26 protein-coding genes and 1 tRNA gene are annotated in these 19,732 nt (G+C 73.5%); 9 read left to right on the forward strand and 18 right to left on the reverse strand.

Annotated features, from left to right (window positions below; translation table 11 throughout):
• Positions 1-145 precede the first annotated feature (145 nt).
• The 5 genes from JNW98_RS17075 to JNW98_RS17095 all read right to left on the reverse strand — a co-directional run bounded on the left by JNW98_RS17075 (position 146) and on the right by JNW98_RS17095 (position 4,905).
• The gene (locus tag JNW98_RS17075; protein WP_223769144.1) at positions 146-1,141 is read right to left on the reverse strand and encodes a hypothetical protein; all 996 of its coding nucleotides are present in this window, start codon (positions 1,139-1,141) and stop codon (positions 146-148) included.
• A gap of 148 nt (positions 1,142-1,289) precedes the next feature.
• Positions 1,290-1,763 (reverse strand): RICIN domain-containing protein, encoded by a 474-nt coding sequence (locus JNW98_RS17080; protein WP_223769095.1) that lies wholly within the window; start codon positions 1,761-1,763, stop codon positions 1,290-1,292.
• A 386-nt stretch (positions 1,764-2,149) separates the two neighbouring features.
• The gene (locus tag JNW98_RS17085; protein ID WP_223769096.1) at positions 2,150-3,079 is read right to left on the reverse strand and encodes an anti-sigma factor RsbA family regulatory protein; all 930 of its coding nucleotides are present in this window, start codon (positions 3,077-3,079) and stop codon (positions 2,150-2,152) included.
• Complete coding sequence (locus tag JNW98_RS17090) at positions 3,076-3,435, reverse strand: STAS domain-containing protein (protein ID WP_223769097.1); 360 nt, start codon at positions 3,433-3,435, stop codon at positions 3,076-3,078. The genes JNW98_RS17085 and JNW98_RS17090 overlap by 4 nt, the downstream gene beginning before the upstream one ends.
• 291 nt (positions 3,436-3,726) lie before the next feature.
• Positions 3,727-4,905, reverse strand: a complete 1,179-nt coding sequence (locus JNW98_RS17095; RefSeq protein WP_223769098.1) for a diaminopropionate ammonia-lyase — start codon at positions 4,903-4,905, stop codon at positions 3,727-3,729.
• A gap of 112 nt (positions 4,906-5,017) precedes the next feature.
• Between JNW98_RS17095 and JNW98_RS17100 the strand changes: the two genes are divergently transcribed.
• Positions 5,018-5,929 carry a LysR family transcriptional regulator gene (locus JNW98_RS17100; protein ID WP_223769099.1) on the forward strand — a complete coding sequence of 304 codons (912 nt, stop codon included), beginning with the start codon at positions 5,018-5,020 and terminating at the stop codon, positions 5,927-5,929.
• Between the two features lie 152 nt (positions 5,930-6,081).
• Here the strand turns inward: JNW98_RS17100 and JNW98_RS17105 are convergent, their stop codons facing one another.
• From JNW98_RS17105 to JNW98_RS17145, 9 genes are all read right to left on the reverse strand, one after another.
• Positions 6,082-6,375 carry a DUF1330 domain-containing protein gene (locus JNW98_RS17105; protein WP_223769100.1) on the reverse strand — a complete coding sequence of 98 codons (294 nt, stop codon included), beginning with the start codon at positions 6,373-6,375 and terminating at the stop codon, positions 6,082-6,084.
• Positions 6,376-6,408: 33 nt separating this feature from the next.
• A complete protein-coding gene (locus tag JNW98_RS17110; protein ID WP_223769101.1) occupies positions 6,409-6,741 on the reverse strand; it encodes an MFS transporter in 333 nt (110 codons plus the stop codon).
• A gap of 97 nt (positions 6,742-6,838) precedes the next feature.
• Positions 6,839-7,201 carry a MarR family winged helix-turn-helix transcriptional regulator gene (locus JNW98_RS17115; protein WP_308015619.1) on the reverse strand — a complete coding sequence of 121 codons (363 nt, stop codon included), beginning with the start codon at positions 7,199-7,201 and terminating at the stop codon, positions 6,839-6,841.
• A 251-nt stretch (positions 7,202-7,452) separates the two neighbouring features.
• A complete protein-coding gene (locus JNW98_RS17120) occupies positions 7,453-8,841 on the reverse strand; it encodes a glycosyltransferase (protein WP_223769103.1) in 1,389 nt (462 codons plus the stop codon).
• Positions 8,842-8,855: 14 nt separating this feature from the next.
• Positions 8,856-9,566, reverse strand: coding sequence for a 2OG-Fe(II) oxygenase (locus JNW98_RS17125; protein ID WP_223769104.1), 711 nt, complete (start codon positions 9,564-9,566; stop codon positions 8,856-8,858).
• A 134-nt stretch (positions 9,567-9,700) separates the two neighbouring features.
• Positions 9,701-9,774 (reverse strand) — tRNA-Lys (locus JNW98_RS17130).
• Between the two features lie 10 nt (positions 9,775-9,784).
• On the reverse strand, positions 9,785-10,006 hold the full coding sequence (locus JNW98_RS36890) for a DUF6255 family natural product biosynthesis protein (protein WP_223769105.1): 222 nt from the start codon (positions 10,004-10,006) through the stop codon (positions 9,785-9,787).
• Between the two features lie 5 nt (positions 10,007-10,011).
• Positions 10,012-10,182 carry a hypothetical protein gene (locus tag JNW98_RS17140; RefSeq protein WP_223769106.1) on the reverse strand — a complete coding sequence of 57 codons (171 nt, stop codon included), beginning with the start codon at positions 10,180-10,182 and terminating at the stop codon, positions 10,012-10,014.
• A complete protein-coding gene (locus JNW98_RS17145; protein WP_223769107.1) occupies positions 10,179-10,397 on the reverse strand; it encodes a hypothetical protein in 219 nt (72 codons plus the stop codon). Before JNW98_RS17145 ends, JNW98_RS17140 begins: the two co-directional genes overlap by 4 nt.
• 119 nt (positions 10,398-10,516) lie before the next feature.
• Here JNW98_RS17145 and JNW98_RS17150 point away from each other — a divergent pair, with 119 nt between their 5' ends.
• Both JNW98_RS17150 and JNW98_RS17155 read left to right on the forward strand, forming a co-directional pair.
• On the forward strand, positions 10,517-11,347 hold the full coding sequence (locus JNW98_RS17150; protein ID WP_223769108.1) for a helix-turn-helix domain-containing protein: 831 nt from the start codon (positions 10,517-10,519) through the stop codon (positions 11,345-11,347).
• Positions 11,344-11,592: a DUF397 domain-containing protein gene (locus JNW98_RS17155; RefSeq protein WP_223769109.1), complete on the forward strand. Its 249-nt coding sequence runs from the start codon at positions 11,344-11,346 to the stop codon at positions 11,590-11,592. The genes JNW98_RS17150 and JNW98_RS17155 overlap by 4 nt, the downstream gene beginning before the upstream one ends.
• Here JNW98_RS17155 and JNW98_RS17160 read toward each other — a convergent pair.
• On the reverse strand, positions 11,577-12,116 hold the full coding sequence (locus tag JNW98_RS17160; RefSeq protein ID WP_223769110.1) for a hypothetical protein: 540 nt from the start codon (positions 12,114-12,116) through the stop codon (positions 11,577-11,579). The genes JNW98_RS17155 and JNW98_RS17160 overlap by 16 nt on opposite strands.
• A 68-nt stretch (positions 12,117-12,184) precedes the next feature.
• Entirely contained in the window at positions 12,185-12,829 is a 645-nt protein-coding gene (locus tag JNW98_RS17165) for a hypothetical protein (protein WP_223769111.1), read from the reverse strand.
• 245 nt (positions 12,830-13,074) lie between these two features.
• Here JNW98_RS17165 and JNW98_RS17170 point away from each other — a divergent pair, with 245 nt between their 5' ends.
• Positions 13,075-14,049, forward strand: coding sequence for a CPBP family glutamic-type intramembrane protease (locus JNW98_RS17170; protein WP_223769112.1), 975 nt, complete (start codon positions 13,075-13,077; stop codon positions 14,047-14,049).
• 15 nt (positions 14,050-14,064) lie between these two features.
• On the opposite strand, the gene JNW98_RS17175 is transcribed toward JNW98_RS17170, so the two are convergent.
• Complete coding sequence (locus JNW98_RS17175; RefSeq protein WP_223769113.1) at positions 14,065-14,226, reverse strand: hypothetical protein; 162 nt, start codon at positions 14,224-14,226, stop codon at positions 14,065-14,067.
• A gap of 997 nt (positions 14,227-15,223) precedes the next feature.
• Between JNW98_RS17175 and JNW98_RS17180 the strand changes: the two genes are divergently transcribed.
• Positions 15,224-16,177 (forward strand): SDR family NAD(P)-dependent oxidoreductase, encoded by a 954-nt coding sequence (locus tag JNW98_RS17180; protein WP_223769114.1) that lies wholly within the window; start codon positions 15,224-15,226, stop codon positions 16,175-16,177.
• 63 nt (positions 16,178-16,240) lie between these two features.
• Here the strand turns inward: JNW98_RS17180 and JNW98_RS17185 are convergent, their stop codons facing one another.
• Positions 16,241-16,780: a GNAT family N-acetyltransferase gene (locus tag JNW98_RS17185; RefSeq protein WP_223769115.1), complete on the reverse strand. Its 540-nt coding sequence runs from the start codon at positions 16,778-16,780 to the stop codon at positions 16,241-16,243.
• 231 nt (positions 16,781-17,011) lie between these two features.
• Here JNW98_RS17185 and JNW98_RS17190 point away from each other — a divergent pair, with 231 nt between their 5' ends.
• From JNW98_RS17190 to JNW98_RS17205, 4 genes are all read left to right on the forward strand, one after another.
• Positions 17,012-18,004, forward strand: a complete 993-nt coding sequence (locus tag JNW98_RS17190; protein WP_223769116.1) for a hypothetical protein — start codon at positions 17,012-17,014, stop codon at positions 18,002-18,004.
• Positions 18,005-18,216: 212 nt separating this feature from the next.
• Entirely contained in the window at positions 18,217-18,576 is a 360-nt protein-coding gene (locus JNW98_RS17195) for an exonuclease/endonuclease/phosphatase family protein (protein WP_223769117.1), read from the forward strand.
• The gene (locus JNW98_RS17200) at positions 18,546-19,367 is read left to right on the forward strand and encodes a GDSL-type esterase/lipase family protein (RefSeq protein ID WP_223769118.1); all 822 of its coding nucleotides are present in this window, start codon (positions 18,546-18,548) and stop codon (positions 19,365-19,367) included. The genes JNW98_RS17195 and JNW98_RS17200 overlap by 31 nt, the downstream gene beginning before the upstream one ends.
• A gap of 29 nt (positions 19,368-19,396) precedes the next feature.
• The gene (locus JNW98_RS17205) at positions 19,397-19,633 is read left to right on the forward strand and encodes a fibronectin type III domain-containing protein (RefSeq protein ID WP_308015618.1); all 237 of its coding nucleotides are present in this window, start codon (positions 19,397-19,399) and stop codon (positions 19,631-19,633) included.
• The last annotated feature ends 99 nt before the right edge of the window (positions 19,634-19,732 follow it).

Raw genomic sequence — 19,732 nt, forward strand, 5'->3', positions numbered from 1 at the left:
CCGCAGCCGGTACCGCCCGTAGCCGTAGCCGCAGCCGCACCGGTACCGGCCTCGGCACCGGTACCGGCCTCGGTACTGGCACCGGCGCCGCTCTTCGTCGCACCGCACCGGGCGGCGGCTCCGCTTCCGGCGCTCTCATACCGCGCTACCAGGTGACGACCATGTACCCCTTGCCGCCCGAGCCGCCGCGGGCACCGTCGCCGCCATTCCCTCCGGGGCTCGCGGCACTGTGGTGGATCACCGCGCCCTTCCCCGAGGAACCGCTGCGCCCTCCCAGGCCGCCCGGCCCGCCGGCGCTGATCCCCTGAGGCAGCTTCATCCCACCCGGTCCCGTGTCCTTGGCCGGTTGCCCGCCGACGCCGGGGAAGTGCTGCTTCCGGCCGTGCCCGCCGGCTCCGCCCTGGAGGCTCTCCTTCACCTTCCCGCCGGGGCACCGCCCCGGCCAGGCCTTGTGCGTGACGCCGCCGGCGGTGCCGTTGACGCCGTGCTGGGCGCGGTTGCCGTTCTTGCCGCCGCCCCCGCCGCCCGTACCCTCCAGACCGCGGTGTCCGGCGGGGCCTTCGTCGACGTCGGCCACCTGTACGTCCGCCGTCGTGTCGTACAGCTCGGTCCTGCGACGCGTCTCGTTGCCGTTGTTGCCCGGCCTGCCCGACTCCCCGTTCCGGCCGTCCTGGCCGGAGTTCCCGCTGCCCGCCGCGCCGCCCTGGCCCTTGCGGCCGCCCTCGCCGCCGCTTCCGCCGTCCGCGACCGTCACCTGGTACTTGTGGGAGGGGTCCACCTTGACCTCGCAGACCAGGTACGAGCCGCCCCCGCCGCCCCCTCCGGCCCCGCCCGCGCCGCCCGAACCGCCGTCCCGGCCATCGGATCCCGTGTTGGGGTCGAGGGCGTCCTTGACGCCGGCCTCCCCGCCACCGCCCCCGCCACCGCCGCCTCCTCCGCCACCGGTGCCACCGGCACCCCAGATGTAGACGGTCGCCTTGGTCACCCCCGTCGGTGGCTTCCACGTGGCGGACGATCCGAAGGCCTGCTGCCGGGCCGGGGCCGCGGCTTCCGCGCCGGGACCGAAGGAAATCGCCAGCAGATGGGCGCCGACCAGCGCGGCGGCGCCCATCCACGCCGCGCGTCGTCTCATCCGGGACATGTGCGCGCACTCCGTCCTCGTATCCGCCACGTCCGTCCGACGCGGCTGCCGTCACCGGCAGAGTGCATCGCGCCCGGATTTCCCGATGGGCTTTTCATCGACGCCACCCGAAGGAGTGGCGGCACCGCCGGTCCGCCCGGGCCCCGGCCTACCCCACTCCCCGGAACTCCCACGCCCGCTCCGGGCCGCCCGCGCCCAGCGGGCGGAGGACGACGCGGCACGGCCAGGACGGGTCGGGGGCGACGTCGACGGCGAGTTCGGCGGCGTCGAGGCCGGCCTCGGGGTCGTCGGGGACGATGAGGTGAAAGAGGCGGGAGGAGCGGGAGGGCCGGGAGGGGGCGGGGGTGGGGCGGAGCAGCCAGGAGCGGTGGCGGGCCCCCGCGCCGACCTGCTTGCCGGGCTCCGCCGCCCCGTGGAAGCCGAGCAGCGTCCCGCTCCGGACGTTGCGGATGGTCCGTGTCCCGTCGTCCAGCTCCTCCAGGACCCACTCCTGCTCGCCCGGCCCGGCGCTCCGCGGCATGAGCAGCGTGGGCGTTCCGGGTTCGGCGGAGCCGTCCCGCAGGGTGAGGAACCGGCCGCCGGGCCGGGCGATCGTGTAGACGCCGTTCGGTACCAGAGCCAAGGCCGACTCCCTCTCTGACGCTGCGATGATCCGACTGTCCGACCGGACGGACCGGGCGGACCCATTCCTCCCCGGTCCCCGCGTCCCGTACCGGGGGCGCGCCCCCGCGTCACCCCTCGGGCGCACGGCCGCCTCACCCGGGGGAGTGCGCGCCGCCCGCGGCCGGCTCAGCACGCGCGGACACCCCGTCGAACGCGCGGACGCCCTGCCGACCGCACGTCGATTCAGTGACCGCGAGTGCTCCGTCAAGTCCGGTGTGGCGCGGACGCCGTCGGACCCCGGTGACGGGATGGGCCGCGGCCACCGGCTGCCGCGGTCCGCGGCGCGGTTCGGCCGGGAGTCGCGGCCGGCCGTGGGGACGGCCGGTCCCGACTCCCGGCGGTGTCTCACAGGCCGAGGTAGAACCTCACGGTGGTGCCGTGGTCATCGGTGTGCAGTCGTACGAGGTCCGACACGTAGTGGACCAGCATCAGCCCCCGCCCGCCGAGCTGCCCGGGCTCCGGCGGCCTACGGCCGGCGAGGGGGTCGGTCAGCCGTCCGGCGTCGCGGACCTCGCACACGAGCTGTCCCGCTTCGGACCAGATCGCCAGTGTTCCCCGGCCGCCGCCGTGGATGACGCTGTTGGTCGTCAGCTCGGCGACGGCCAGCTCCGCGTCGATCAGCCGCGGGCCCGTCAGCCCCCAGCGCGCGGCTTCGCCCGCGGCGAACGCCCGGACGGCGGACAGTTCCCCGGCGCCGAAGGAGAAGACCGCGGCGTGCGGCACGGCCGGCAGCTCCTCGTTGTACCGGGCGACGACCGCCTCCCAGTCGTAGGCGGCGCTGACCTCGGTACGGCCGCCGGTGATGACGGTGGGGTGGGTGACCCGCGCGTCGGCCAGGACCTCCTCGTCCAGCCGCGCCTCGTCGTAGGGGCACAGGATCGTCACCGCCCGGCCCGCGAACGCGGCGTTGATCAGCGCCTCGTGCTGCGCGCACGCCGGGTACTCCACCGCACTGCGTCCCGCCCAGATCGGTTCGCCGATGATCCGCACCCGCCCGGTGGGGTGGGCGTCGGCGAATCCCCGCAGCACGCGCGGGATGATCCGGCCGGGGTTGCGCCCGGCCTCGGTCATGTCCAGGAACAGCAGGCCCTCGCCGTCCGCCCCCAGCCCCGTCCTGATCAGGTCCAGGTTGGGGCCGGGAACGGCGACCGCCACCGGTTCCTCCGCGGCCAGTCCCTCGCGCACGAAGGCGAGCGTCTGCTCGGTGTACTCCTCCCGCGTGCGGTAGAACAGCGCCGGGTGCCCGAACGCCTCGTCGACGGCCGCCGTGCTCATCGCGGTACCACCTCGATCCGCCGCAGTCCCGGCCAGAACATCTCCAGCACCCGCGGCACGTGGGGTGGCGGGTGCTCCACCACGATCCTCCCGGCGGGCAGGCGCAGGGCCGTGACCGCGAGCGCCGTCACCCCGCCCACGTCGAGGAACTCCGCCTCCGACAGTTCCACGTACGACACCTCGCCGTGCCGCCGGGCCACCTCGGTCAGGGCCGCCTCCCAGGACGGGCGGGTGACCACGCTGATCTCGCCCCTGGCGCGTATACCCGGGCGGCCGGGCAACGGGCCCACCTCCAACGCGGCCCGCGCGGGCCGCGCCGGGCCGCCGGGCCCGTCCACCGCGTGTGGGGTTTCCACCCTCGGTCTCCTTACGACGTCCGCCGGCCGCCTGCCGTCCCCCGGCCCCGACACGGCGCGGGCGGAGGGGAAGATCCCCTCGGTCAGGCAGTCTACGCAGCGGCCCACCGGACCGGGCGGCCGCCCCGGAGCCGAAGCGGCGCCCCAGTGTGACGGAGCACCATCGTCGCGCTGGGGCCGTCCGTAAGAGCGCGGGCGGAAGTTCGCCGTGCCCTCGCGGGAATTCACCGGAAGGTGGGGGGCGACGGCCGGGGGACGAGGTGACCCGCGTCCCCCGCGTCCTCGGGCCTTTCAGCGCGCGCCGGCCGCATACGGGTTGGCGTCCCGGCCCTCCGTGCTCAGCAGGACGACCGTCGACTCGGGGCCGATGCCCAGCGCGGCCCGCCGCGCGACCGCGTCCGGACCGGCGAGCGCCGTCCGCAGGCCGGCGAGGGAGGCGGCGCCGCAGGGGCCGGACGGGACGCCGAGCCGGGCCAGGTCGGCCGTCGCCCGGGCGCCGGCGGCCTCGGTGACCGCGACCGCGGCGTCCAGGCCGTCCCGGAGGAAGGGCCAGGCGAGGGCGGACGGCGTGCCGCAGTTCAGGCCCGCCATGGCGGTCTCGCCGGTGGCGACGGACACCGGCTCGCCGCGCGTGAGGCTCGCCAGGAGGCACGCCGCCGCCTCCGGCTCGACGGCCAGCAGCGACGGGGCGGGCGGCTCAGGGGCCGACGGTGCGGGGGCCGGCCCGGCGGCCGGGCGGCGGCGGGATCGGTAGTGGGTGACGGCGGCCTGGGCCAGCGAACCCACGCCCACCGGTACGGCCACCAGGCCGGGCGTCACCCCCGCCCCGGCCGCCACCAGTTGCTCGTCCACTTCGGCGAAGAGGGTGGAGTACCCCTCCACGATCCAGCCGGGGATCCGCTCGTAGCCCGGCCAGGCCGTGTCCTGGACCAGGACCGCGTCCGCCGCCCGCGCCGCCTCGGCCGCCTGCCGCACGGCCTCGTCGTACGGGCCCGCCACCCGTACCACCTCGGCGCCCTCGCCCTCGATGGCCGCGACGGCGGCGGGGTGCACGCCCGACGGGACGAAGACGCGGGCGCGCTGCCCGTGGTCGCGCGCCGCCCGGGCCAGAGCCCGGCCGTGGTTGCCGTCGGTGGCCGTCACGAGGGTGACCGGGCCGGCCGTGTCCCGCCCGTCCGCCGCCCGGCCGGCCAGGATGGCGCGCACGGCCCAGAAGGCGCCCAGCGCCTTGAAGGCGGGCAGCCCCAGCCGCGACGACTCGTCCTTGACGAAGACCCGCCCCACGTCCAGTTCGGCGGCGAGCCCCGGCAGCTCGGTGAGCGGCGTCGGCGCGTACCCCGGCAGCGCGGCGTGGAACTCCCGCACCCCGGCGGGCGCGGGCGCGCAGGTCCAGGAGCGGGCGGCCGGGCGGGCGTACCAGGGGGAAGCGGAGGGCACGGAGGAGGGCACGGAGGAGGCGGTCTCGGTCATGACAGCAGCCTGCGGCCTGATGATCCCTCCGGTCCAGCGGATGATTCCGATCTATATTCATCGGCAAAACCGAACAGTCATGCCCGGCGCAAGACGGAAGGACCGCCCGCCCGTGTTCGATCTGCACCGACTGCGCCTGCTCCGCGAGCTGAAACACCGTGGCACCCTCGCGGCCGTCGCCGCCGCCCTCTCGTACAGCCCGTCCACGGTCTCCCAGCAGCTGTCGCAGCTGGAAGCGGAGGCAGGGGTGCGGCTGCTGGAGCCCGTGGGGCGGCGGGTGCGGCTGACGCATCAGGCGGAGATCCTGGTCGCCCACACCGAGGCGGTCCTCGAACGCCTGGAACGCGCCCAGGCCGACATCGCCGGCTCGCTGACCGACGTCACCGGCACCCTCCGCGTCGCCGCGTTCCAGACGGCCGCGCTGACCCTGGTTCCCCCCGCCCTGAGCCTGCTCCGCGCGGCCCACCCGGGCCTGCGGATCCACGTCACCCAGGGCGAACCGGAGACCGCGCTCCCCGCCCTGCTGGCCCGCGACTTCGACTTGGTCGTCACCGAGGAGTACCCCGGCGACTCGATCCCCCACCCGGCCGAACTGGAACGGGAGCCCCTCCTCGACGACACCCTCCGCCTCGCCGTCCCCGAACCGTCCACCGTCGGACCGTCCACCGCCCTCCGCGCCCTCGCCGGTCATCCCTGGGTGATGGAACCGGAAGGTACCGCCGTCCGCCGCTGGGCGGTGGCCCTCTGCCGGGACGCCGGCTTCGAACCCGACGTGCGGTTCGAGTCCAGCGACCTCCTGCTGCACCTCCGCCTCGTCGAGGAGGGCCACGCCGCGGCCTTCCTCCCGGACCTCGTCTGGAACGGCCGCCGCCCCACCGTCCCCCTGCACCCCCTCCCGCCCGGCCGCCACACCCGCCGCCTCTCCACCGTCGTCCGCCGCGGCCGAGCCCGGCACCCCGCGATCACCGCCTGCCGCGCGGCCCTCCGCGAGGCGGCGGAGGGCGCGGCGACGCCGGCGGGGTGAGGTCGGCGGAGTGAGGTCGGCGGGGTGAGGTCGGCGGAGTGACGTCGGCGGAGTGACGTCGGCCGGGGGCCCGGCCCGATGACGTCATCCGTTCGGCGAGGACCGAGTGCCGGGCACTGAGAGGGTTCAGTGAAGGTCCGGCCGGACCCCGGTCAGTCGATGCCTTCGACGATGCGGAAGTCGCGCTCGACGCCGTCGGAGAGGGCGGCCAGCGCCTCCTGGTAGGCCGCACTCTCACGCGCCGCGACCGCCTGCTCGTAGCTGTCGAACTCGACCAGGACGGTGCGCTCGGCGATGCCGGCGTCATGCGCCACGACCCGACCGCCGCGGACGAGGGTCCGGCCGCCCCCGGCCTCGACGGCCAGGCGGGCCAGCTTGTTGTAAGCGGCCAGCTTCTCGGGGTCTGAGATGGTGCGGTAGACGCTGACCCAATAGCCCTTGGGCATGGAACCTCCAGTGTGGGGATGAGTGCATCCGACTTACGGGTTGGTCTCGGACGAGCGTCGGCGGGCGAGAGCGAGGCTTGTCAGCGTCGTGCTCGTCAGCGTCGCGATCGCCATGGCGCTGCTGCCGGCCAGGAGCAGGGGGCCGGCGATCCGCGTCCGGAGCCGCGGCGTGAGCTTGCCGGCGACGAACCCCAGCACCGAGAACGGGATGAGGGCCGGCCCGGCGACGAAGGTCGTCAGCCCGAAGCCGTAGCCGGCGCCGTGCGGCGTCTGCGCGTACCGGGTGATGAGCGTGAGCAGGAGGTACATGCCGATCCCGCCGGCGACCACGACGAGGTTCGCCCCGGCGACCGCCGGGCGCCGCACCGCCCGGCGGTGAACACCAGGGCGGGGACCAGCGGCCGCGCCTCGGAACGCGCCACCGGTGACGCCTTCACCGGGACCCCGCCGGCCGGCTGCCCGGTCACTGCTTCGGTCCTTCGCGGTCCTGGCTTTCGAGCTCCGCCAGATGCTTCAGCGCCGGAAGGGCCGCCACCAGCGCCTCGATCTCGTCGCCGGTGAGCTCGCCGATCAATCGTTCGAACGCGTGGACGCCCGCCTGGCGCCGCGTCCGGACGTAGGAGGCGCCGGCCTCGGTCAGGCACACCAGCGTGACCCGCTTGTCGGACGCGTCGCCCCGCCGCTCGACCAGGCCGGACTCCTCCATCACCCGTACCAGGGCGGTCATCGCGGGCTGGGTGACGCCCTCGACCGCAGCCAGATCGGTGATGCGCCGCGGGCCGGTCCGGTCCAGGGTGGCCAGGGTGGCGGCGGACGTCAGGCTCATGTCCCGGGGCAGGCGTCTCGCGGCCCTGGTGGCCAGGCCGTAGAGGGCTGCCCCGATGGCGGCGGACGCGCCAGGAGCGGCATCTTGACGACTCATGGCAGAAGCATAGCAGTTTTATATTCATAGCTTATGTAAACGGTCGACTGGCGCTGGCTCTACGGGCTGCGCCCGGGGGCCGAGGGCGGCATCGAGGGCGGGCGCCAGGCCGCCACACGTCGGCCCGTTGTGACGGGCGGGGTGGCCGCCGCCCGTCACCGCGCCCCCACCCCCCGGCACGCCGCCGGCACCGCCTCCAGGTCCGCCAGTTCGCGGGAGGTCACGGCGGGGGAGACCCGCACGAACGTGTCCGCGAAACGCCGCGCGCAGAACCGCTCCGGACCGCCGTGCACGCTCACCCAGGCGCGCATGTCCGCCTCCTCGGCCGGGAGTTCGTCGAGCAGCCGGTCGAAGACGCGCGCGTGGTAGGCGACCGCCGAGCCGCCGAACCGGCAGACGGTCCACCGCCGGTCGGCGAGTTCGGCGACGTGCGCCCTGAGCACGCTCGTCGCGTCGTGGCAGAACACCACGTCGTCCTCGAAGACCAGCACGTGCCGGAGTCCCCGCTGCCGCGCCAGGGCGATGGCCGTGCGGTGCGCGAGGGCGTGGCCGGCCGGCGCGTCGCCCGGGACGACGGGCGCCGGGAGGCGGCGGACGCGCCCGGCGATGCCGAGCCGCCGGAAGCGGCGGTGGGCGGCGACCCAGCGGTGGGCGTCGGCGTCCGCGTTGACGCAGACCAGGGCGTCGAACTCGTCCAGCGGATGGCCGCGTTCGGCCGCGTGGTCGGCCACCCAGGCGTCGACGACGTCACCGCACACCTCGCGGTAGTGGTCGACGACCGGCTCGACGGCCAGACCCGCCTCCTCCCAGGCGAGGAGGTGGTCGCGGCAGCGGTCGGCGGTCTCCACGGGGACGGTCGTGCCGGGCGGCCGGACGGACCGCCGGGTCCAGCGCAGGGACGGCAGGCACAGCGCCCGCGCGCCCGCCGCCCGGAACCGCTTGTGCAGCGACCCCACTTCCGCCCCCACCCCGCGCAGCCGCGGATTGAGCCCGGGCCAGGCGTCCGTGCGGCACGCGAACAGCCCGAGGTCCTGCATGCCGATCTCGAACGGCGGCGCCCCCGGGTCCGTCCCGCGCGGATCGCACCCCCACGTACCGAACGCCGCCCCGTCGAACACCGGGTCCAGGTGCGTCCGCACGCCGCGCAGGCCGTCGCCGAGCAGCGGCCCGTGCAGCAGGTCGCGGGAGTACGGGTGCTCGTCGGCGTACGCGAGGAGGCCGGCGAGCGCGCCGGGCGCGAGGAGGACGTGCGCGTCCACGGACAGCACCCACTCCGTCCGGGCCTCGCGGACGACCAGGTCCCGCAGCGCGCTCCCGCCCGACTGCCGGGCGGGCACGTACCGCAGGCCGGGGAGCGTCTCCGCCAGCGACCGCAGGTCCGCGCCGGCCGGCCCGTCCGGATCGCCGTCCACGACGAGCAGGTCCACGCGGTCGGCGGCCTCGGGGTGGTGGAGGCGGAGGGAGAGGAGCGTGAAGTACGCGCCGTCGTAGTCGTCGTGGACGGCCGTGCCGACGGTCAGACGAGCGGGTGTGGCGGTGGCCATGAGGCGGGTCCTGCTCACTGGGAGGCGGCGGAGAGCCGGCCGTGGAAGGCGAACCGGCTGTCGAGCAGCTTCGCCGACGGGGAGTCGACGGGACGCACCTGGTACCAGGCGTCGGCCGGGAAGAAGACGAGCGAGTCGTGGTCCGGCTGCACGTCCCGGAACGACTCCGCGATCCCGGGATACCCCTCGCGGACCGTCGTGTCGTAGATCCGCGTCTGGCCGCCCGTGAACCCCCGTGGCCTGCGGTGCAGGTGATAGACGAAGGTGATGCGGTGCGGGTCGCCCGGGCCCGCGCTGTCGCGGACGGGCGGACCCTGCCGCCGTGCGTCGCGCGGCAGTTCGTTGTGCATCGTGAACGCGAACGACACCCGGGGCTCCACCACCGGCACCCCCAGCATCGTCATCACCATCGGCGCCACCCGCGTCACCACGGCGGTGAGCGACGGGAACCGGGCGGTCTGGTCCGCGCACCGCCACGTCGGCGGGACCATCGCCTCCGCCCCCGCCCCCGCGCCCTGCCCGCGGACCTCGTTCATCAGCGCGTGGCACCCCTCCTCCAGCAGGCGGTCGGCCGCCGCCGCGCCGAGGACGTCGTCGAACCGGCAGATCTGCGTCGCCAGCGTCACCGCCGTCGAGGCGGTCGCCCGCGGCACGCTCATGCTCACGCCCCCGCGCTCGGCCTCGGCCACGTCGATGGCCTTGGTCACGTCCAGACTCTCGGTCATCCCCGCACCTCCGCATGCTTGCGGCAGGGATACCACGGGGCGTACGGGACGAAACGGGCTTCCTTCGGCGCCATCCGGCCGGGTGAACGCGAGAGGGCCTCACCAGAGAAACTGGTGAGGCCCTTTGCGTCTTGTGCGCCACCAGGGACTCGAACCCCGGACCCGCTGATTAAGAGTCAGCTGCTCTAACCAACTGAGCTAGCGGCGCGGGACGCATATTACCCGAGCTCCTGTTCGAGGCAAATTCGAGTGGGGTTCGAGTGGTGGGTGCGGCGGCTGGGGGTGGACGGGGTCGGGGACGCCGCCCGGTACTCCCGTGCCGGCCACCACAGCGCCGCGTAGTCCGGGAACCGGCGCACCCCGCACGCCGAGCAGACGATCACGTGCCCGGACTCCGTCCACCCGGCCGCCGGGTGACGGCAGTTGGCGGCCGGCGTCATCCCTCTCACGTGTGCGCCGTCCGCTGGTGGCGGCCCATCTCGGCCGTCAGCGAGACGGCCGTCGCACGGTCGCCCGCCCGCCACGCGGCGTAGTACGCCGCCTTGATGCGCGCGCACTCGGCGCACCGCGCGCTCCGGGCGTACCCGGGCCCGACGGGGTGGGTGGGCGCCGTCATCGCTTGCCCCCGTACCGCGCCCGGGTCGCCTCGGGAAGCGGCCGGATGCTCTCCGGCATCGCGTGCCACTCGGTACCGCCCCCGGGCGGCCGGAGCTGGTACAGCGACCAGCGGTGGTCCATGACCTCGCCGACGCGTTTCCGGGCGGCGTCCCACACCAGTTCGCCGATCGGGGGTGCGTAGATTTCGCGAGCTTGTTCGGGGGTACAGGCCATGGGGGGAAACCTCTCGGTGATCACTGTCCGTGCCTCTAGAGTCGCCTTGCGCTCATGCGCCGAACAAGCGCGTGCGCTGGACGAGGGCTGATGTCCCACGGGAGTGGCGGGGGTCGGATGTGACCGGACGAACGGGCAAGGGGCGGGACGGCGGCGAACCGCAGACCCCGCTGGAGCACTTCGGCGAGGAAGTGCGACTGGAGCGGGAGCGATTGGGGATCGAGAGGGAGGAGTTGGGGAAGGAGGCGTTCTGCGGGTATTCGCTGGTCTCGAAGATCGAGACAGGGAAACGGGTTCCGTCACCGGAATTCGGCGAGGCTTGCGACCGGCTCTTCCCGGACAGTCACGGGCGGTTCTCACGGCTGGCGGCTTTCGTGCTCAAGTGCGCGTTCCAGCCGTCGTTCCGCAAGTACGTCGAGCTGGAGGAAATCGCCGCCACCATCCGGCGATACAACTGCATGTTGGTGCCGGGTCTCATTCAGACGGAAGACTACGCCCGAGCCCTCATGGCGACCGGCCGGGCGCGCAACCAGGAAGACCTGGTCACGGCTCGCATGGCACGTCAACGCATTCTGCTCCGTGAACACCCGCCGGCGCTGTGGCTGATCCTCGAAGAGATCGTCCTTCGGCGTGCGTTCGGTGGACGTGAGGTAATGCGGGAGCAGCTGAAAAGGATCCTCACCTTGGCGGCTCAGACGCCACACGTCGTCCAGGTGCTACCTGAGCGTGAAGACGCTGTGCATGGGCAGGCCAACCAGTTCGGGATCCTCTCGTTCGACGAGGGGGCCGACGTGGCACATGTGGAGGCTTTTCCCAACGGGTTGCTGCTGACTGAGCCCCGGGAGGTGGCGATGGCGCTCCAGAACTACGCTTTGCTCTCGGCGAAGGCTCTGTCGCCTGACGAGTCATTCGCTTTGATCGAGTCCGTCTTGAAGGAGCGCTATTCATGAATCTCGCGTCGCGAATACCGAGTTCGGCGTGGCGTAAATCCAGCTACAGTACACCGGACGCCGCCGGTGAATGCGTCGAGGTGGCCTACAGGATCGGCACCTCGATCCCCGTCCGGGACAGCAAACGGCCCTACGGGCCGCACCTTGCTGTCCCGGCGCCCGCCTGGGCCGCGTTCATCGACGCCGTCAGAGGTCAGGCCCTGCGCACGCGCGAACGCGCAACGCTACTTCAGCGAGCGAACTGAGGGCACGCTTCCAGGTTCTTGCGCGCGGTCTTTCGGAGCGCTTCGGCCCGGTTCGTGTTGTACGAGTCGAGGAAGGTGTTCGCGCGGTCGGATCCCTGTGCTGCCAAGGGAACGGCCGCTTCCAGGTTGTCGAGGGCGGTGCGTGCGGTGAACATGGCGTCTTTGACGTCCGGCGCCATCTTCTCGGGGATCGGTATGTCCGACCAGGACTTGAGTTCCGCCCGGCCGACCGCCGCCAACCGTTGCAGGTAGGCCGCGTAGGCCGGGTATCCGACCTGCTCGGGGTCGGGTTCCCGGCCGAGGGACTGGTACATGGGCTGGTACTCAAGACATGCCTTGCTCGCGTGCTCTACGTAGTCGTTCGTGTCTTTGTTGTCGAAGTACCACTGATTTACTGCCCAGACGATGGGGATCGCCGCGATGACAAGCCCGGCGATGGCCAGGGCGGCCTTCTTCCTCGCCTGATCGCCGGGACCCGGGGGATTCGGGCCCGGGGGAACCGGATCGTTGTGACCAGTGCTCACTGAAGCCTCCGTGTCCCAAGGGCCGGCCGTCGGATTGCCGCCGTCGACGGCCGCGTGAGTCGCGCCGGTTACCACGGCAGTCCGAATCTGTCGATGAGCCAGATGATCCCCAAGCCGATCCCCGCGCCGATCAGCAAGTCGCCCACGTAGACCACGGAGTGGTACCAGCGCCGGCCGCTCACGCTGGGCGGGCCGTAGACGATCTCGACGTTCAGAAGGGAGCAGCGGAAGGAAGGCTGTGCGTCGCCGTCGATGAGGGCGAGAATCGTCACGCGCTGTCCTTTTCCGAGCCGGGTCGGGGCGATGTGCAGTTCGTCGTCGACGATGGTGACGGTGGGGGGTGCCTGCTCCGGCGGCTGGGATTCCACGTTGAGGACGTCCATCAGCGGTGCGCCGACGACCAGCTTGAGCGGAACGTTCTCGAACGCGGCGGCGGGAATGTCGTGGTGGCCCGTGTTCTCCAGCTCCAGCTGGACCAGTTGGGGCGCTGTCAGCACGGTCCCGTTGCGCCGGATCTCCAATACGCCTGTGGGCAGTTCGACCAGCGGCGAGGTGTAGATGTCGTAGCGGAGCCGCCGTTTGGGATTCCCGGACCGGAGGGTGGCCCAGACCGCGCCGATCCCCGCACCCGCCGCGACGATCACGGCGGCCGCCGACCAGAAGGTTCCGGAAGTGAAGATGTTTTCCGCGGCTAGCGATATACCAGGGGACACGGAACCGGTTATCCCCCGACCGTCGGCTGATCATGCAGATAATCGCATAAGAAACGACCCGCCACGCAAATCGCGCGTATGTCAAGCGAACGCATAATCGGCAGGCTGCGTTCGCCGCTACCGACGAATTCGCTTCCTTTCCCGTGGGGCTCCGCGACTGAACGTACCGTCAGCACAACGACGTAGTGGCGACTCATCCCCCGCGACGAGGACTCCGCGGGAGCGCTCTTCCGAGAATGATCGGCATGGGAGTACGCGAGCGAGGTGAGCGGAGGCCGCGCGCCCGGCGGCGCGGTGGCGCGCTGGTCCGCGTGGCGGGCGGCGCGGTGGGCGGGGCGGCGGTCATGGCGGTGGCGCTGGGGACGGGCGTGGCCTGCGGGGAGCCGCTGGCACGGGCGTTGGGAGCGTCGGGCTGGGCGGCCCGGCTGGTCGCGGCGGGAACGGTCAGTGCGGTGGCGCTCGCCCTCGTCGCCTTGGTCCTGCGCCGCCAGGGGCGTTCGTGGGCGGCGCTCGGCTTCGGGGCCGCCGGGCCGAGTCTGCGCGCCTTCGCCACCGGTGTGGGGGTGACGGGAGGATGCGCCGCCCTCGTCCTGGGCGCCGGTACCGCGGCCGGCTGGCTGCGGTGGTCGCGCCCCGACGTTCCGGCGCTGCTCGCCTACGCCGTCCTCAACGGCGTCGTCGGGTTGCTGCTGGAGGCGCTGCCCGAGGAGACGACGCTGCGCGGGCTCACCTGGACCGCCCTGCGCGAGCGGTTCTCCGCGGCGGCGACCGCGTTCGGGACCACGCTGCTGTTCCTGGGCGTGCCCGGCGCCGCGAGCGCGGTGGCGGCCGTACTCCGCCCGCTGACCGGCGGGACACCGGAACCGGTGCGGTTCGCGCCTGCGGGCCAGGGCGTGGGCGAGTACCTGTTCCTGCTGAGCGTCTTCGGGCTGATGCTGGTGGCCGCGCGCACCGCGCTCGGGCGGGCCCCGCTGTGGACGGCCGTGGGGGCCCACTTGACCTTCCTCACCGTCAACCGCGTCACGTTCGAGGGCGACGTCCGCGGCGCCGGCTGGTTCGCGGTGCCGGCCACCCCGGACGTCGTCCTCCTCGTCCCCGCCTATCTCGCGCTCACCACCGGGGTGTTCCTCGTGATCCGGCGCGCCGCCGCCCGCAAGGAAGCGAACCCTGGACGCGTACCGCGAACCGGCCCCGTACACGAGGCGCAGGGCTGCCGCTGACGGCCGCTCGCGGCGTCACGTCCGCTCGGTCAGCCCGGTGGGGGCCTGCCACTCGTACCGGCGGCCCTTGTCGGTGAGCCGCAGGCCGTTCTTGAACACGGCCAGTCCCAGTTCGCTCGCCGCCTTCGCGAGGAGGGGAACGGTGTCACCGGCCTTGCCGTAGCCGAAGTCCACCATGGAACCGGCCTGGAGCGCGGTCCTGGTGAAGTCCGCCGCCGGGACCTCGACCAGGTCGGCGGCGGGGTCGCCGATCAGGTGCCGGATCAGGGACGGCCCGGCGCCGGCGAAGGCAGGGCCGGGCAGGACCTCGCGGACGAAGTCCAGGATCGCCTTGGTGAGGGTGACGCCGGCGTCCGAGGACCGCTGCTGCCGCCGGAGGATGGTGTCGAGAAGTGCCGAGCCGTCGTCGAACGCGGCCGGGTTGAGACGGTCGTCGACGCCCGGGACGTGTCCGACGACCTGCCCGCCAGACGTGGAAGAAGGCGTCGCGGTCCGCGCGCGGCAGGTCGGCGCCGAGGCGCTCCGGGCCCCGGGGGATGACGACCGAGAAGCTCATCAGCGTCCCGGCCAGGTCCACCTGGTTGACCGGGGGCAGTCCCAGGCGCGGTTCCAGTCGTCCTGACGGCTGACCTGGTACCGCATCGTGGCGTGCAGGAGGCGGACCTTCTGCGCCGAGCGCACCCCGCGTCCCCGGGGCTCCAGACCCCCTCTTCGAGGACGTCGACGGCGAACTGTGACGTCTCCATCAGCCGCCGGTACACCCCGAGGTCAGCCGCTGCGAACGGGCGAGGACGGCCGAACCCGCGCGGGGCCTGTCGTACCGCCTCCTGCCGGCCCAGCTCGTAGGTCTCGGTGATCGCGGCGTCGCCCGTCGCGTCACCGGTGTCCCGCATCCGGTCCAGCGTCTCGTCCGTCCATGTGCGGGCGCCCATTCCCGCCTCCTCGTGTTCGAAGTGGGTTGCGAGCGTCGCCCGACCTCTACCAGCCCGACGGGTTCCGGGGCGGGAATGTCACCCGCATGCGGAGGGTGGGCGGTGGCGGGACCGTGTCGGCGGGGTGCCGGGCGTCCGGCGGGGCTGTCGGTGATCTGTGGGTGCCGTGTCGGTGGGTGCTGGAACGGTGGGCGCAGAGTCGCCGCCCCAACCGTCCGCACCTGCAAGGGAGTCCCGTCACCATGGTGCCCGCCACCCCCTCCACGCCACCCTGGAGCGTCCGACGGCCGCCGCGCGCCGACGGCAGCGTCTTCCTGGTCACCGGCGGCAACGCCGGCATCGGGTACTTCACCGCGGAACAGCTGGCGGCGACCGGAGCGACCGTCGTGCTCGGCAGCCGGAACCCCGCGAAGGCCGCGGACGCCGCGGCGTCGATCCGCGCGCACGTCGCCGGGGCGCGGGTCCGGGCCGTACGGCTGGACCTCGCCGACCTCTCCTCGCTGCCCGCCGTGGCGGAGTCCCTGGGGGCCGACCGCCTCGACGCGGTGGTGCTCAACGCCGGTGTCGCACTCGACGATCCGCCGCGGCGGGAGACCCGGGACGGTCACGAGCTCATGTTCGGCACGAACCACCTCGGGCACTTCGCGCTGACCAGGTGGCTGATGCCGCTGCTGTCGGCCGCGCCGGCGGCCCGCGTCGTGACCGTGGGCAGCTTCGCGGCCAAGTCCGAGCGGCTCGACCCGGACGACCTTCAGTCCCGCGAGGACTACCGGCCGAAGCGCGCCTACGGGCGCTCGAAGCTGGCGCAGATGTACTTCGGCCTCGCGTTCGACCGCCGCTTGCGCGCCGCCGGCAGCACGGTGACGAGCGTGGTCGTCCATCCCGGCGGCGCGCTGGACTCCCTCACCCCGTCACGGCCACCGGTTCACGTGCGGACGGCCGGCGCGCGGCTGGGCGCGGCACCCGCGGCCCTCCTCGTCCAGGGCAAGGACGCCGGCGCGTGGCCCGCCGTCCGGGCGGTGCTCGATCCGGCCGTGCGCGGCGGCGAGCTGTGGGGGCCGCGCGTCTTCGGCCTGCGCGGGGAGCCCCGGCGCGAGCCGCTGTGGGACCACCTCACCGACGACGCCGTCGCGGCGCGGGTGTGGGACGCGAGCCGTGACCTGACCGGCGTCGAGCCCGGTGCCGCCACCGGCTAGTCACCCGTTGCCGTCACCGGAATGACCCCCGTTGCCGTCACCGACCTCGTCCGGCACCCGCCGTCACACGGCCGCCGCGTAGCAACGGACGGACACGCGCTGCTCCGGGCTCCACTGCTGTTCGACCGTGGCCAGCAGCTCCCAGCCGAGCCGCTCGTACAACGCCGCCGCGGCCGTGTCCGACGCCACGACGTCGAGGACGGGATGCGATCCGCGCCGCCGCGCTTCGGCGACGGCCCGCGCCATCAGCAGCGCACCGATCCCGTGGCCCCGGGCCGAGGGCGCGACGAACAGCCGGCTGACGACGACGGCCGCGTCGGCGCTCACGCCGGCCCGCGCGCTCCACAGCCCGGGTGCCGCGTCTCCCTCGTCGCTCCGGGACAGGCCGACGTGACCGACGACGCGGCCGTCCAGCTCCGCCACCCACGCGGCGACGAGCGGGGGTGGCGTGAGCCATGTGCTCGGCTGGTCCGGCCAGTTGACCGGGTAGCCGTCGCGCTCGTGGACCTCCGCCAGCACGCGCGCGCAGTCGCCGAGGTCGTCGTCGTTCCGGAGCCGGACCCTCGGGGCCGTGCCGCTGCGGGGGGCGTTCTCACTCTTCACCGCCGCATGGAAGCACAGGGGAGTGGTGCACGGCCAGCAACTTTGTTCGGGAGAACGGCGATTCACGCGTTCGGTGGGGCGGCCGTCGCGACTCTGCCGGACGGGCGTCCCTCCGGAGTGCCGGCCGTATCCGCCGGGTGGTGGAGGCGGGTCCGACCTGCGCGTGACGCCGAGGGGCGCGGCCGCGCAAGAGGCTGGGCTTCCGGGCGGAGACGGAGAAGGGAAGCCTCGATGGATCGGTTGGACCAGGCAGGGCGGTGGGCGGCGTACGGGGCGGCGGCCGTGTTGGCGCCCTACGCGTTGATCAAGGTGTCGTGGGTCGTGGGCGCGCTGGCCGGGCTGCTGCCGGCCGACGACGGGTTAGGGCTGACCGGTTGGGTCGTGCTCAACACCGCGACCATCGGCATGGCGGGCATCGGGATCGCCATGGCCCTCGCCCTGGTACGGCCCTGGGGCATGCGCGTCCCCGGGCCGCTGGTGGCGTTCGTCGCCTGGGTGGGTACGGGGTTCCTCGTCGCCGTGCTGCCGTACGCCGTACTGGACTCGCTGCTGGGAGTGTCGTCGGGCGACGGATCGGGGCAGCGGGGGGACGACGGCTCGTCCATGCCGGGCTGGGAGGCGGCGCTGATCCAGACCGGCTTCGTGGGGACGGGGCTGGGCCTGGCCGTCGCCCTGCCCGCCTATCTGCGGCGGCGCTGGCCGGACGTGTTCGCGGGGCGGATCGGTGACGGCGGTGACGGCGGTGACGGTGGTCACGGCGGTGACGGTCGGCACGGCCCCGCGCTGTGGGCGGCCGGCGTCGCGGCGGTGATCGGAGCGGTCTGGCTGTACTGGGCCTTCGGCGGTACGGCGGGTGTGGCCCGTGTCGGGGACCGGAACACCGCCTGGCGACTGCTGACGGGCGTGTGCGGGCTGTGGGCGCTCACCGCCTCCGCCGCCACCTGGACGGTCGGCCGCGGCCGGCCCGCTCGGCTGCCGCGCTGGATTCCCCTGGCGCTCGGCTGGCTGGGTACGGGCTCGCTCTTCGCGTGGAGCGGCTGGAAGCTCCCGTTCACGCTGTACTTGCTGACGGCCCGTCCCGACGACGTCTCGTCGGCGGAGAACCTCGCCCTCGCGGCCGTGCTGCACGCCGCCGCCGTGATCGCGGGCGCCGCCATGCTGCCGGCCCTCGTCCGCGTCCGCGGGCGTACGAAACCGCTCGGTGCCGCCGACGCCTCCCGATGAGTTCCTCGTGGGTCCCTCTCGAATTCCTCCGGAGGTGGCATCCGACAGATCCGCCGGAGCGGTCCTGGGGTCAAGACGGTCTCTCGGGGTGCGGCGAACGGCCACGGCCCACAACGGAGTTGACGGTTCCGGTAGGGCGGCGATTCTGCGAGGATCGTTCGCCCTGTCCCGCCCCCACAGCGGCGGGCGCGCCGCGTACCCCAGGAGAATCGGTGACACAACCCCCGCAGAGGCGACCCCGCGCCCGCCGTCTGCGCCGCCGGCTCACGGCCTTCGCCATGGTCGCGGCCGCCGCCGTGCCCGTGGGCGTCGTCGGCCCGGCGGCGCCCGCCGCGTCGGCGGCGCCCATGGACCGGGTGACGGCCTCGTGGAACATGCAGGGCCAGTCCGCCTCAGGCGAGACCCGCCGGCACGCCGGCATCCAGCAGATCCTGCGCGACGGCGTCCAGGTGCTGGCCCTGCAGGAGGCGGGCAACGCGCCTCCCGAGACGGCCGAGTGGACGCATCGCGTCTTCGGTACGTCCGGCGTCACCGAGCACCAGTGGGAGATGGGCACCCCTCCTACGACGTGAGGGGCACCGCGCTGCCCGACCTGCTCCTGGTCGAACTCGGCTTCGACGACATCGGGTGGCTCGGCGCGGGAGCCGACCTCGTCCCCACCATGAAACGCTTCGTCGACAACGCCCGGGCGGCCAACCCGAACGTCCGGATCGTCGTGGCCAACGTGCCCCACCGCACCACCCTCGGCTCGGCCAACCCGCAACTCCCGCAGCGCACCACCGACTACAACACGGCCCTGGCGAAGGCGGTCCCCACCTGGAGCACCGACGCCTCGCCGGTCGCCCTCGCCGACGTCGACGCGGCCTACGGCTGCGATCCGAACGCGACCACCTGCGCGTCCACCTACGACGGGCTGCACCCCAACGCCCTCGGCGAGTACCGCATCGCGCGCGCGTTCGGAACCGTCCTGCACAACCGTTTCGGCATCGGCTCGGCGGCACCCAGAGAGCCCGGCGCCGTCATGCCGTACGACATCGCCACGCCCAAGGCCCTGACGTTCGACGGCACCCAGCAGGGCGTGACCGTGACCTGGCCGGAGGTCTTCGGCGCGCACACCTACGACGTGCAGTGGCGCGACGTCACGAGCGACGCGGGCGCCGCCTGGGAGCAGGTGATTTCCCCAGCCCGGCGACCAACCGGTGGGACATGTCCCGGCAGTTCAACGACCAGCCCCACGAGGGCCACACCTACGAGGTGCGGGTGCGGGCGGTCGGCGGCGACGGGGACGGGTACAAGTCGTCCTGGTCGCCGGTGGTGCGGGGGAAGGCCGCGCCGACCACGGCCGGGCGGCCGCAGGCGCTGACCGCCACCGCCGGAGCCGGCTCGATCGACGTGAGCTGGTCCCCGCCGGCCGGGCCGTACAGCGACTCGATCAACCGGTACGCGGTGTGGGTGTACGACAAGAGCACACCGCCGAACTTCCCCGTCATCACCGGCCACCCGGCGTCCGCGCGGAGCGCACACATCACCGGGCTGACGCCGGGGCACGAGTACGTCGTCCTCGTCTGCGCCTGGAACGCCTCGGGGGAGGGGAAGCCGAGCATCAGCGGGTCGCTGTACCCGCGGTGAGGGGCGGGCGGGCGGCCGGCGGGGCGCGGCCCGGCTCTGTTCACCAACGTGTTTCTGAACCCGGGGCGACCAGGTCAGAGTTCAGGGGAGGGACAGGAG

It is taken from the genome of Streptomyces huiliensis (assembly GCF_020037025.1).
GTDB classification, from domain to species: Bacteria; Actinomycetota; Actinomycetes; order Streptomycetales; family Streptomycetaceae; genus Streptomyces; species Streptomyces huiliensis.